12 protein-coding genes and 2 pseudogenes are annotated in these 12,767 nt (G+C 67.9%); 6 read left to right on the top strand and 8 right to left on the bottom strand.

All coding sequences use genetic code 11. From position 1 onward, the window contains the following. The 4 genes from MKK52_RS04645 to MKK52_RS04630 form a co-directional block, all read left to right on the top strand. Positions 1 to 519 (top strand): TRAP transporter large permease subunit (locus MKK52_RS04645; protein ID WP_243952646.1); only part of this gene is annotated, 519 nt, incomplete at its 5' end. A gap of 48 nt (positions 520 to 567) precedes the next feature. After that, positions 568 to 2,616: a transketolase gene (tkt, locus tag MKK52_RS04640; protein WP_243952645.1), complete on the top strand. Its 2,049-nt coding sequence runs from the start codon at positions 568 to 570 to the stop codon at positions 2,614 to 2,616. Between the two features lie 543 nt (positions 2,617 to 3,159). Then, entirely contained in the window at positions 3,160 to 3,477 is a 318-nt protein-coding gene (locus tag MKK52_RS04635) for a hypothetical protein (RefSeq protein WP_243952644.1), read from the top strand. Between the two features lie 85 nt (positions 3,478 to 3,562). Then, a complete protein-coding gene (locus MKK52_RS04630) occupies positions 3,563 to 4,963 on the top strand; it encodes a DUF2254 family protein (RefSeq protein ID WP_243952641.1) in 1,401 nt (466 codons plus the stop codon). A gap of 13 nt (positions 4,964 to 4,976) precedes the next feature. Here the strand turns inward: MKK52_RS04630 and MKK52_RS04625 are convergent, their stop codons facing one another. From MKK52_RS04625 to MKK52_RS04610, 4 genes are all read right to left on the bottom strand, one after another. Next, positions 4,977 to 5,246 (bottom strand): hypothetical protein, encoded by a 270-nt coding sequence (locus MKK52_RS04625; RefSeq protein ID WP_243952640.1) that lies wholly within the window; start codon positions 5,244 to 5,246, stop codon positions 4,977 to 4,979. Between the two features lie 190 nt (positions 5,247 to 5,436). Continuing rightward, complete coding sequence (fghA, locus tag MKK52_RS04620; protein ID WP_243952638.1) at positions 5,437 to 6,270, bottom strand: S-formylglutathione hydrolase; 834 nt, start codon at positions 6,268 to 6,270, stop codon at positions 5,437 to 5,439. A gap of 98 nt (positions 6,271 to 6,368) precedes the next feature. Then, entirely contained in the window at positions 6,369 to 7,505 is a 1,137-nt protein-coding gene (locus tag MKK52_RS04615) for an S-(hydroxymethyl)glutathione dehydrogenase/class III alcohol dehydrogenase (RefSeq protein WP_243952636.1), read from the bottom strand. 191 nt (positions 7,506 to 7,696) lie between these two features. Continuing rightward, positions 7,697 to 8,383 (bottom strand): SDR family oxidoreductase, encoded by a 687-nt coding sequence (locus MKK52_RS04610; protein WP_243952634.1) that lies wholly within the window; start codon positions 8,381 to 8,383, stop codon positions 7,697 to 7,699. A 391-nt stretch (positions 8,384 to 8,774) separates the two neighbouring features. On the opposite strand from MKK52_RS04610, the gene ctrA reads away from it, so the two are divergent. Then, complete coding sequence (gene ctrA / locus MKK52_RS04605; RefSeq protein ID WP_243952632.1) at positions 8,775 to 9,476, top strand: response regulator transcription factor CtrA; 702 nt, start codon at positions 8,775 to 8,777, stop codon at positions 9,474 to 9,476. Positions 9,477 to 9,510: 34 nt separating this feature from the next. Here the strand turns inward: ctrA and MKK52_RS04600 are convergent, their stop codons facing one another. From MKK52_RS04600 to MKK52_RS27215, 3 genes and pseudogenes are all read right to left on the bottom strand, one after another. After that, positions 9,511 to 9,762, bottom strand: coding sequence for a hypothetical protein (locus MKK52_RS04600; protein ID WP_243952630.1), 252 nt, complete (start codon positions 9,760 to 9,762; stop codon positions 9,511 to 9,513). 46 nt (positions 9,763 to 9,808) lie between these two features. Next, positions 9,809 to 10,330, bottom strand: a pseudogene (locus MKK52_RS27220) (tyrosine-type recombinase/integrase); the annotation flags it as partial. A gap of 57 nt (positions 10,331 to 10,387) precedes the next feature. Then, positions 10,388 to 10,582, bottom strand: a pseudogene (locus tag MKK52_RS27215) (site-specific integrase); the annotation flags it as partial. Positions 10,583 to 10,951: 369 nt separating this feature from the next. On the opposite strand from MKK52_RS27215, the gene MKK52_RS04590 reads away from it, so the two are divergent. Then, positions 10,952 to 11,812 (top strand): oxidoreductase, encoded by an 861-nt coding sequence (locus MKK52_RS04590; RefSeq protein WP_243952626.1) that lies wholly within the window; start codon positions 10,952 to 10,954, stop codon positions 11,810 to 11,812. Between the two features lie 72 nt (positions 11,813 to 11,884). Here MKK52_RS04590 and MKK52_RS04585 read toward each other — a convergent pair. After that, a partial coding sequence (locus MKK52_RS04585) for a methyl-accepting chemotaxis protein (RefSeq protein WP_243952624.1) occupies positions 11,885 to 12,767 on the bottom strand: 883 nt, incomplete at its 5' end.

Genomic DNA, 12,767 nt, shown 5'->3' with positions numbered 1-12,767 from the left:
GCGTTCATCGTGCTGGGCTCGGTGCTGGAAGGCATCGCGGCGGTGGTGCCGTTCGGGCCGCTGCTGTTCCCCAGCGGCCGGTCGGTGGGGGTGCACGCCGTGCATTACGCGTTGGTGGTTACCCTCGCGATGGGCGTTGGGCTGTTCGCCCCGCCCGTCGGGGTCGGCTACTACGCCGCCTGCGCGATCAGCCGGCTCCACCCCGACGCGGGGATGCGGCCCATCGTCTGCTCAATTCTGGCGCGGCTCGTCGGCCTGCTTGCCATCATCCCCGTCCGCTGGTTCCCCATTGGGCGGTCGGTGGGCGTGCACCAGGTGCAGTGCGCGGTGGTGCGGATCCTCGGGAGGGGCGTATGGCTGTTCGCCCCGCCCTTCGGCGTCGGCTACTACGCCGCCGCCGCGCTCAGCCCGGTCCACCCCGACGCGGGGATGCGGCCCATAGTCGGCTACATCCTGGCGCTGCTCGTCGGCCTGCTCGCGATCATCCTCGTCCCCTGGTTCTCCATCGGGTTTCTCTGAAACCCCTCCGCCTGCGCTCGTCCTGCATCGCCAGTGAGGTCTCCCGCCATGCCCGATTCCGCCCTCACCGGCCGCATGGCCGACGCCATCCGGTTCCTCTCCCTCGACGCCATCGAGCGGGCGACGGACGGGCATCCCGGCGCGCCGCTCGGCTGCGCGGAGATGGCGGTCGCGCTGTTCACCCGCCATCTGCGCTGCGCGCCGCAGGACCCGCTCTGGCCCGACCGGGACCGCTTCGTCCTCTCGAACGGCCACGGCTCGATGCTGCTCTACGCGGTGCTGCACCTGTCCGGTTACGCCGGGATGGGGATGGACCAGATCCGCGACTTCCGCGTGCTCGGCTCGCACACCCACGGCCATCCCGAGATCGCCCCCGAGCACGGGATCGAGACCACCACTGGGCCGCTGGGCCAGGGCATCGCCAACGCGGTCGGCATGGCGGTGGCGGAGGCCAAGCTCGCCGCCCAATACGGTCGCGACCTCGTGGACCACCACACCTACTGCATCGTCGGCGACGGTTGCCTGCAGGAGGGCATCGCCCACGAGGTGATCTCACTCGCCGGCCACCTGCGCCTCGGCCGGCTGATCGTCCTGTGGGACGACAACCGCATCACCGACGACGGCGCCACCGACCTGTCGATCTCGGAGGATGTGCGAGCCCGCTTCCGGGCCGCCGAGTGGCAGGTGATCGACGCGGACGGGCACGATGTCGAGGCGGTATCGGCGGCGATCCTCCTCGCCAAGGGCGATCCGCGCCCGAGCCTGATCGCCTGCCGTACGGTGATCGGGAAGGGCCTCCCCCGGCTGGAAGGTCAGCGCGGCGCCCATGGCGGGCGCGTCCTGCCGCAGGATCTCGTGGAGGCCCGCGCGGCCAAGGACTGGACGCATCCCGCCTTCACCGTGCCCGACGACGTGGCCGCCGCGTGGCGAGACGGCGTCGCCGGGCGCAACCGCGACGCCTACGCGGCGTGGCAGCGCCGCCGCGAGACGGCGCCGGGCGCGACCCGCCGGGCCTTCGACCGGGTGACCGCCGGGGACTTGCCCGATGGCTGGCGCGAGACCCTGCGCGCTGCCCGCGACCGCCTCGCCGGGCAGGCCAGGCCCGGCATCGACGTGGCCGCCGAACTCGTGGGCGAGCTGGCCCAGGCGATCCCCGAGCTCTTCACCGGCGCCCCGGACCTCGAAGGGCCGACCAAGCACAAGCAGGCGCTGTCCGCCTTCACGGCGCAGGAGCGCAACGGCCGCTACCTGCATTACGGCATCCGCGAGCACGCCATGGGCTCGATGATGAACGGCATGGCCGCCCATCGCGGCCTCGTGCCGGTGGGGGCGACCTACCTCGTCTTCTCCGACTACATGCGCCCGTCCTTGCGGATGGCGGCGCTGATGAACCTGCCGGTCGTGACCGTCTACAGCCACGATTCCATCGCCATCGGCCGCAACGGCCCGACCCACCAGCCGGTGGAGTTCCTGGCGAGCCTGCGGGCCATGCCGAACATGCTGGTGCTGCGCCCCGCCGACGCGCTGGAGGCCGCCGAGTGCTGGGAACTCGCCCTCGGCAACCGCGAGGGTCCGACCTCCCTGGTCTGTGCCCGCCAGGAGCTTCCGTCCGTGCGCCGAGAGGCGGGTGGCGACAACCTCTGCGCACGCGGCGCCTACGTCATCGCGGAAGCCGACGGAGAGCGGCGTGTCACGCTGATCGGCACCGGTTCGGAGGTGGCGCTGGCGCTCGCCGCGCGGGACATCCTCCAGGGGGAGGGCGTGCCGACCGCCGTGGTGTCGATGCCCTCTTGGGAGCTCTTTGCGCGTCAGGACGACGCCTACCGCGCAAAGACCATCCGGAAGGACACAGTACGCGTCGCCGTCGAGGCCGCGATGCGGTTCGGCTGGGACCGCTGGATCGGCGAGGACGGCGGCTTCGTCGGCATGACGGGCTTCGGCGCCTCGGGCTCCCCGGACGATCTCGCCCGTCACTTCGGCCTCACAGCCGAGGCGTTGGCCGGGCAAGCGCGTATGCGTGTCTTCTGTTCTGAACCATCGTTCGCGGGCGAGGGATACAAATCTGCCGGGGATCATCGCCGATCCGACCGGCCATAACCTCGATCAACTGGGTGTCCCGCGACGTCCGCATCGGCGCCGGAGCGAGCTGCCATCGGCCTGAACGGCCTATTCGTTCGGGGAACTAAGCGCGGGAGCTTGGGTTGGCGCAGTGTTTCCGGGGTGTTTCTGCTCGCGTGGGGGATGACGGCATGGGAGTTCGGTTCCTGCTCATGGCAGCGGGTCTCACGCTAGCGGCCATCAGCTTCACCGCGCCGGCTTCGGCTGCCAACATGGATCGCGCGATGGGTTTGAACGATACGCCGACGAGCTGGGCCAGGATGACCCTCCACCGCTCGAAGATGGGTCGCCGGATCTACCGGAATAAGGGAGCGGGGACGGCATCGGCGTCGGCTCCGAACGGCCGTGGATACGGCATGGGTCCGACCGGCCAGCCGAGCGGCGTCAAGTAAAACGTCCGAATTGGCTCGGGCCGAGCATGAACTCGGCTCGCGGTGTCGACTCTTCTCCATTGCTTCGGCCGTGCACGCGTTTGGGCATGGCCGGTCATCCCACCACACGACGAAAGGTAGTCCTTTGTCGATGCGATACGCACGCCGCTCTTCGATCCGCTTTGCCCTCGCGAGCGGACTCGGCCTCCTGACCCTCACGCTGCCGGGTGCGGCACAGGCGCAATCGGTCGGCAGCAGGATCGATCAGCCGACCCCAGGAACCTTGCCTGCCGGGACGCATAACGCGGGCAGTTCCACCGCGCCGGCCCATCAGCCGACGGGGCGTGTCGCTCCGCCGAGCGCGATCAGTTCGTCCACGGATGTGATGAAGGGGGGATCGATCCAGGGCGGCGGAAGCAGCGGGAACGTCAATCCCATTGAGCATCTGCCCGAAAACATGAAGCGTTGATCGGTCGGTCAAGCTGCACCATCGCTGTCCCGACGAAGAGGCCCAACTTGATGCGGCGCTCTGGAAGCAAGCGCGATCACGCCGCATGAACATCGTGAATCGGGCGCGTCACCAAGTTCTGGCGCTCGTGCGGCGGTCGTTACGGGAGTTCATCGGTCTTCCGCTCATCGTCGTCGCGGCGTTCCTGGGTCTCTTCGCGCTGAGCTATCTGCTCGATGACGCGCTCTGGGATCGGCCTGGGGCCCCACCGATCCCCTGGCTCTCTCATCTCCTCGGTGACACGGGCGCGATCGCAAGCCTGCTCGGCACCGTCGCGTCCGGAATGATCACGGTGACGTCGATCACCTTTTCGCTCCTGCTGATCGCCGTGCAGCAGACCGCCTCGACGCTCTCGACCCATGTCTATGACCAGTTCATCCAGCGACGCTCGAACAAGCTCAGTTTCGGCTTCTTCGTAGGTCTCAGCGTCTTCGTGCTGTTGACGCTCGGTAGCGCCAACCCCGACCACAAACCGATCATCGGGGCGCTGCTCTCGCTCCTGATGACGGGTGCGGCGCTCTGCATGGTGGTGATCCTGATCTACAGCACCATCGACCAGATGCGTCCGCACTCGGTCATTACCGCGATCCACGACCATACGATCAAGGCCCGCACGGTGGACGGGAGCATGATCGCGGACACCCGCCGGACACCACGAGCGGGCTTGTCGTGGTCGCAGATCGTCCGAACGGACGCTTATGGCGTGGTCTGCGGTATCGACCTGCCGACAATCGAGCGATCCGCCGCGGAGCATGACGCCGATATCGAGATCGTCGCCCGCGTCGGCAACAATCTCGCCTTCCGCGACCCACTCTTTTGCATCCATGCCGCGCGACCCCTGTCGGGCGATGCGCTGTTGGCGCTCGATCGGTCGATCACCACAGCCATCAAGATCGAACCGCGCCGAACGATCGACAGCGATGCCGGCTTCGGGATCGAGCAACTCTACTCGATCGCCTGGACGACCGCCTCGACCTCGAAGCAGAACCCGCAACCGGCGATTCTGGTGTGCCACTGCCTGCGGGACATCATCGCCCGCTGGAGCACCGCCGATACGATCCCGGAGCGCCCCGCGTCCCGGATCGTCTACGCCGATCGCGGGGTGGACGATGCGATCCTGGCGATCGCCGCCATCGGCGTCGTCGCTTCCGAGAGCATGCAGAACACGCTGGCCGCCGAAGTCTGGCGGACCCTCGCGACTTTGATCGATGATGTCCCGGCCGAACGATTGCCGGCGCTCACCGACACGGTGCGGCGGCTCCTGTCGAGCCTCGGAGACCACGTCCTGACCCGCGATCTCGAGGAGGAACTGAACCGCTGCCGGCGAAGCTTGGAGGGCAGGGGCGAGCCGGATGTCGCCGAAGACATCCGGGTTGCGGCCGGCACGCTCGCCGAGAGCATCGGCAAGCTCAACTCCCGCGGGACGCGCGTGCCGACCTCAGCCTGAAGGACGTTGCGCGTCACTTCTTCCCAGACGACGGATGGGACGGCTCCGGAGACAGGCCCTTCGCCTCGTGAGCGCCCGTGCCGTGCACGGCATCGCTGCCGATGATGCCTCCGCCCACGGAAGAGGCCGGTGTGCTCCCGCCGGAGGCTCCGGCCCCGGTATCGGGTGTTTGACGGGTCGTCATCGTCGCCGTCCCGGCTGCGTTCGGTGCGGCTGTCTCTGCAAGCGCAACACCCGACCCGGCGGCGACGATGACGGCAGCAATGAAGACCTTGGCAAACATGATGCTCTCCAGCAGGGCCGGCCTCAACGCTTGACGGTCAGGCGGGTTTCGCTGGCCGTGCGGGACAAGCCTCCGCAAATCACACGCGAAGTTGCCGACTGTCGCCAGGGCCACCCGAAGGCGGTCAGAGCGCCCGCCACCCGCAATCGGGAAGCATGGCTCCCCGACTGCACTGACGAGGCTGCCAGCCTTACTTCAGGCGCGCGGCGGCCCAGGCGATGTGGTCGGCCATGAAGGTCGAGATGAAGAAGTAGGAATGGTCGTAACCCTCACGCATGTTGAGGGTCAGGGCGATGCCGACCTTCTTGCAGGCCTCTTCCAGCAGCCAGGGGCGGAGGCCGTCCTCAAGGAAGCTGTCGGCGGTGCCCTGGTCCACGAGGAACTCGGGGAAGCGCTTGCCGTCTTCGATCAGCGCGGTGGCGTCGTGGGCGCGCCAGGCGGCCGGGTCGGCACCGAGATACTTCTCGAAGGCCGGCTTCGACCAGCCCGCCGTGGAGGGTTGGGCGATCGGCGCGAAGGCGGAGCAGGACTTGAAGCGCTCCGGGTAGGTCAGCGCGATGGTGAGCGCCCCGTGGCCGCCCATGGAATGCCCGAAGATGCCCTGGCGGGTCATGTCGGCGGGGAATTCCTTCGCGATGAGCGCCGGCAACTCTTCCGTGACGTAGCTCCACATCCGGTAGTTCGTGTCATAGGGCGCCTGCGTGGCGTCCAGGTAGAAGCCGGCGCCGGAGCCGAACTGCCAATTGCCCTCCTCGTCCGGGATGCCGGGGCCGCGCGGGCTGGTATCGGGGGCCACGATCATGACGCCATGCTTGGCGGCCGCCGCCCGGTACTCGCCCTTGTCCATGACGTTGGCGTGGGTGCAGGTGAGCCCCGACAGGTACCACAGCACCGGGACCGGGCCGTTCTCGGCCTGGGGCGGCACGAACACCGCGAACGTCATCGGGCATCCCGTGGTCTGCGCGTCGTGCTTGTAGACGCCCTGCGTGCCGCCGTGGGCGCGGGCCTTCGAGATGGTGTCCATCAGCATTGTTCTCCTGCTTCGGAGGCGAAAGCCCCGCTCCGGGGCCGGATCGGACACGGACCCCCAGACCCGAAGGGCGGGATCCGTGTCCGTTATTCTCAGTAGACGACGACGGACCGGATCGACTTGCCTTCGTGCATCAGGTCGAAACCGTGATTGATGTCTTCGAGCGGCATGGTGTGGGTGATCAGATCATCGATGTTGATCTTGCCCTCCATGTACCAATCCACGATCTTCGGCACGTCCGTGCGACCGCGCGCGCCGCCGAAGGCCGAGCCCTTCCAGACACGACCGGTGACGAGCTGGAACGGACGGGTCGAGATCTCGCGGCCGGCCTCGGCCACGCCGATGACGATCGACTCGCCCCAGCCGCGATGGCAGCATTCGAGGGCCTGGCGCATCACGTGGACGTTGCCGGTGCAATCGAACGAGAAATCGGCGCCGCCGCCGGTGAGATCGACGATGGCCTGGACCACCTTGTCGGTGCCGACCTCGGCCGGATTGATGAAGTGGGTCATGCCGAATTTGCGGGCCATGGCCTGCTTCTCCGGGTTGATGTCGACGCCGATGATCTTGTCGGCCCCGACCATGCGGGCAGCCTGGAGGACGTTGAGGCCGATGCCGCCGAGACCGAAGACGACCACGTTCGCGCCCGGCCACACCTTGGCGGTGTAGATGACCGCGCCGATGCCGGTGGTCACGCCGCAGCCGATGTAGCAGATCTTGTCGAAGGGGGCGTCTTCGCGGATCTTGGCCAGCGCGATGGCGGGCAGGACCGTGAAGTTCGAGAAGGTCGAGCAGCCCATGTAGTGGTACACGGTGTTCGTTCCGGCGGGGCTGCCGCCGGTGGAGACGCAGCTGAAGCGGCTCGTGCCGTCCGGCATCACGCCCTGGCCCTGGGTCGCCCGGATCGCGGTGCACAGGTTCGTGCGCTGGGACAGGCATGACTTACAGTTGCGGCATTCCGGCGTGTACAGCGGGATGACGTGATCGCCGGGCTTCAGCGTGGTGACGCCGGCGCCGACCTCGCGGACGATGCCCGCGCCCTCATGGCCGAGGATCGCCGGGAACTTGCCCTCGGAATCGAGGCCCGAGAGGGTGTAGGCGTCGGTGTGGCAGATCCCGGTGGCCATCAGCTCGACCAGGACCTCGCCGGCCTTGGGTCCCTCGATATCGATGGTCTCGATCGTGAGAGGCTTCTTGGCCTCCCACGCGACCGCGGCGCGCGTCTTCATCACGTGTTCCTATTGTCTGGATGATCACGGACGGCGCCGAACTGCCGACTCTTCGGCGCACCTCGCTCAAGGGCTGCACACCGAACGGTCCGTGGATCTGTCGCGTGTGTGATGCTTCTTGCGCCCGGATGCAACGTCTGCGTCCGCGTCACCGTCAGGATCACGACCGGGCCGCCACCGCCGCGTGGGCCCTACCAGGGCAGCGTCTTGCCCCGGTAGTCGAGATACTGGGCGCCGGGCTCGCCGAGCCGCGCCGCGATCACGTCGGCGAGGCCCGTGACGCTGGTGGCCACGTCGATATCGGCGCCCTCTCCGCCCATCTCGGTGCGGACCCAACCCGGGTGCAGGACCAGCACGGAAACGGAATCTGCCCGGTGCCGGATCTCGAAGCTGCGCGCCAAGGTGTTCAGCGCCGCCTTGCTGGCCCGGTAGGTCTCCCAGCCGCCCGCCTCGTTCAGGCTGACGCTGCCGAGGATCGAACTCATCAGGGCGAGGCTGCCACCGGGCGCGAGGCGATCCAGGAAAGTCTCGGAGAAGCGGATCGGGCTGACCGCGTTGGTGAGATAGACCTGCGCGGCGACGTCCCGGGGCACCGCGTGCAGCGGATCGTGCGCCTGCGTAGCGACGCCTGCCACCACGAAGATCAGGTCGAATCGCGCGGAGGCCAGCCGGTCGTGCAGGGCGGCGACGCTGGCATCGTCGTCGATGTCGGCGGTCTCGATGCGCAGGGCGTCCGCCTTCAGGCGGGCGAGATCGGGGGATGATGTGCGCTGGGTGGCCGTGACGCGCCAGCCGCGCGTCAGGAAGGTCTCGACGAGGCCGAGCCCCAGGCCGCGGGACGCCCCGACGATCAGGGCGCTCTTTTGGGATGAGGTCATGGTTGGTCTCCGGGATCGGTCGGCCGGAAAGGCGCGAACGTCTCCGGCGATTTCATGACCCGGGGAGGGGCCGAGGGGGGAGGGCAGGCGGGCCCCACCCCTTCACCGAAGCGGAGGGTGACGCTGACAGGGATCGCTTCGTCGCGGGCGGGCAGAACTTGTTCGGCACCTGCGGCGCCTTCGGCCTCGGCCTCCCGATGACCTTACCGTCAACCGGATCGAGCCGAACAAGGACCTCATGGTCGCCGGCATGACGACAGGGTCATTCGAGCGGGACGCGCCGGGCACGGTCTTCGGAGGCCAAGTCGGCGAGGCGGACTGACGGCAGCTCGGCTGTTAACCAACTGGTATGGTTGACGAGGTATAACCCGCTTCGGATCGAGGTGACTTCATGCGCGTTTTGCTGATCGAAGACGAGACGACAGTTGCGCAAAGCATCGAATTGATGCTGAAGTCTGAAAGCTTCAACACATACACGACGGATCTTGGGGAAGAGGGAATCGACCTCGGGAAGCTGTACGATTACGACATCATCCTCCTCGACCTGAACCTGCCCGACATCTCGGGCTATGAGGTGCTGCGCAAGCTTCGCGTCGCGAAGGTGAAGACCCCGATCCTCGTACTCTCCGGCATGAGCAGCATCGAGGACAAGGTGAAGGGCCTCGGCTTCGGCGCCGACGATTATCTCACCAAGCCGTTCCACAAGGACGAGCTGGTCGCGCGCATCCACGCCATCGTCCGCCGGTCACAGGGACACGCCGAGTCGGTCGTCAGCATCGGTGACCTGACCGTCAACCTGGACCAGAAGGTCGTCGAGGCGTCGGGCCTCATCGTCCCGCTCACGGCCAAGGAGTACCAGATGCTGGAACTCCTCGCCCTCCGGAAGGGCTCGACCATCACCAAGGAGATGTTCCTGACCCATCTCTACGGCGGCATGGACGAGCCGGAAATGAAGATCATCGACGTCTTCATTTGCAAGCTGCGCAAGAAGCTGGCGAAGGCGAGCCAGGGCAAGAACTATATCGAGACCATCTGGGGGCGTGGCTATGTGCTGCGTGAGGACGTCTCGGAACAGTTCGCCAAGGCCAGCTGACGGCGTCGTCGGTTCGAGCGGTGGGGTTTCGCTGTCAGTGAAGCTCGTAGCAGTTGACGACGACGCGCTTGTCCCTGGTGACGTCGTAGAGCGTGGAACACTGCACGAGATAGGTTACGTCCTTCTTCCGGAAGAGAAGAAGCGACGTGCGGACATCGTAGTTTCCCGCAAGCCCGACGATCTCCCAACCGTCCTTCAGCAGACCCTCGATGGTGGGGGCTGCTTGGGCCGTGCCGGCCGAGAGGCCGGCGGTGAGCGTGAGCGCGGCGACGCCGTATCGGATCATTACCCTAAACTCCCAGAAACTTGGCTGAACTCTCGGACGGCCGGGCGTGGAGATACCGCCCCGTCGTCGCGACCGAGGCATGCCCGAGTGTCGCCTGGACGAGGTGGATCGGCGCGCCGCGATCCAGGGCGTGGCTCGCGTGAGCGTGCCGAAGCCAATGCGCCGAGACGTCGGACGGAAGGTCTGCCCGCGCCGCCGCCGCCTTCACGATCCGATGGACCGCGCTCGGATCCAGAGCTCCGCCCTTCCGCGACAGGAACACGGGCGCATCGGCGGATGCCCCTGACGACTTGGCGCCCCGCAGGATTGTGAGCACCTTCCACGTCGCGGCCGAGAGCAGCACGACCCGCGTCTTGCCGCCCTTTCCGAACACCGTCGCCTGCCCCGCCTCATCGCGCGGCGTGAGATCCCGCCAGCGCAGGCCGCAGACCTCGGAAATGCGCAGGCCCCCGCAGTAGAGCACGGTCAGCAGCACCCGGTTCCGGAGCGCCGGTTCCTGCCGGATCATCAGCAGGGCGTCGGCTTCCGCCATGATGCGTTCGGCCAGCGTGTTCTTGATCGGCGGCACCTTCACGGCCGCGCCGATGTTGAACCGCAGGTAGCCGACCTCCTGGGCGAAGGCGAACAGGCTCTTGAGCGCCGCAGCCGTCAGCGCCACCGTGGCCGAGGATCCCGGCCGGCCCGCGATGTAGTCCTGCAGATCGCCGATCCGGACCGTGCCGAGCGACCTCCCGACATGCGCCAGGAAGCGTGCCGCCTCGCGCTCGTAGTTCCGGCGGGTGTTCGGGCTGGACGAACGGGCGAGCCAGAGCCGGATCATCTGCGCATCGTCGTCGGCCTGCGCCGGCAGCACGGCTTCGACGGGGGCGATGACGGCCGGCAACCCCGACATGCGGGTCAGTCCCAAACCTAGCTCTCCAATGTGCATCTGCTGTGCGATCGCCGTCATGGCGGCCTTCAACGCAAGATAACGAGACTTGTCTTGCATTGCATTGCTGAGGATGACCCCTGTGAGCCTGCTCCGCAAGCCGGACGCAGCGTGACCGGGACCGGGGCGGGCAGACGCATGGTCCTCGTCATCCGGGGCTTTCGCTCCACGTAAAGGCCACGGGACGGAGCGTGCGGCCTTCCGCCAGGACCAGGGCGGCGAAGTCCAGCTCCGCAAGTCGTCATCGTGCAAGGACAGGTCATGGACACGTCATCCAGCCCCGTTTGGTTCATCACCGGCTGTTCGAGCGGCTTCGGTCGCGCCCTCGTCGAGCGCGTCCTCGCCCGCGGCTGGCGGGTCGTGGCGACGGCCCGCGATGCGGCGGCGATCACCGGGTTGGCGGGCGGAACGGAAGATAGCGTCCTGACCCTCCCGCTGGATGTCACCCGGCACGATCAGGTGGAGGCCGCGGTGCAGGCCGCGATCGCCCGGTTCGGCCGGATCGATGTCCTCGTGAACAATGCGGGTTACGGCTACCAGAGCTCGGTGGAGGAAGGCGTCGATGCCGAGATCCGGGCGCAATTCGAAGCCAACGTCTTCGGCCTGTTCGATCTCACGCGAGTGGTGCTGCCGCACATGCGACAGGCCCGCTCCGGGCACATCCTCAACATCTCCTCGGTCGCGGGCTTCGTCGGCTTTCCCGGCTCCGGCTACTACGCGGCCACTAAACACGCCGTGGAGGGATGGTCGGACGCGCTGGCGAGCGAGGTCGAACCGCTGGGCATCAAGGTGACATGCGTCGAGCCCGGCCCGTTCCGTACCGATTGGGCCGGCCGCTCCCTGAAGCAGACCCAGAGCCGTCTGGCCGATTATGCCGAAACCGCAGGGGCACGCCTGCGCAACACCGCCGAGAAGAGCGGGACCCAGGCGGGCGATCCCGTCAGGGCCAGCGATGCCATGATCGCGCTGACCTCGGAGAGCAAGCCGCCCCGCCACCTCGTTCTCGGCGCATGGGGGGTGGACGCCGTCGAGGCGAAGCTTCGGGCGACCCTCGCGGAGATCGAAGCGTGGCGCGCGACCAGCTTGGCGACGGACTTTCCGGCCGGCGACGGCCCCGCTTAAGGGGCCGGCCTATCCCTCGGGGATATCCGGCCCTCTGCGACACCGCCCGAGGCCCCCGTGAGGCTCGCACCCTCAGGCGGCGCGAACGGTCGCGATGAAGCGGCTCATGGCAGCGGAGAGCTGTTCGGATTGACGGGACAGTTCGGAGGCTGCCCCGAGCACCTGTGTGGCGGCGGCGCCGGTTTCTTCGGCCGCCCCCGCCACGCCGGCGATGTTGTCGGTCACTTCCGACGTGCCGGTCGCGGCCTCGGTGACGTTGCGCACGATCTCCTGCGTCGCCGCCCCCTGCTCCTCGACGGCGGCGGCAATCGAGGTCGCCACACCGCTGATCTCCTGGATGCGCGCCGTAATGTCGCCGATGGCCGAGACCGCCTGCCCCGTCGATGCCTGGATCTGCCCGATCTGACCGGTGATCTCGTGTGTCGCCTTCGCGGTCTGCTCGGCGAGCGTCTTCACCTCGGCGGCCACCACCGCGAAGCCCTTGCCGGCGGCGCCGGCCCGCGCCGCCTCGATGGTGGCGTTGAGGGCCAGCAGATTCGTCTGGGCCGCGATGGTCGAGATCAGACCCACCACGTCGCCGATGCGCGAGACCGAGCTGTTCAATTCCTGCACGAGGCTGCTCGTCCGGTCGGCCTCGTTTACGGCCCGCCGCGCGAGTTCGGCCGAGCCGCTGACCTGCCGTCCGATCTCCTGCACCGACGAACCGAGTTCCTCGGCCGCCGCCGCCACGGTCTGGACGTTCGAGGTCGCCAGTTCCGCCGCCGCCGCGGCCGCGCTCGATTGCGCGGCGGTCGCCGCTGCCGTGCCGCTCATGGCGCGCGCCGTGGCCTGCAACCCGGTGGCCGAGGAGGAGACCATGCCGACGATGCCGCCGACCGCCGCCTCGAAGCCGTCGGCGAGCTCGACCATGGTGCGCTTGCGCTCGCGCGCGGCCGCCTCGTCGGCGACGCGCTTG

It is taken from the genome of Methylobacterium sp. J-067 (genome assembly GCF_022829465.1).
Taxonomy (GTDB): domain Bacteria; phylum Pseudomonadota; class Alphaproteobacteria; order Rhizobiales; family Beijerinckiaceae; genus Methylobacterium; species Methylobacterium litchii.
Note: the sequence above shows the minus strand (reverse complement) of the source record. Positions and strands in the feature narration are given on the sequence as shown.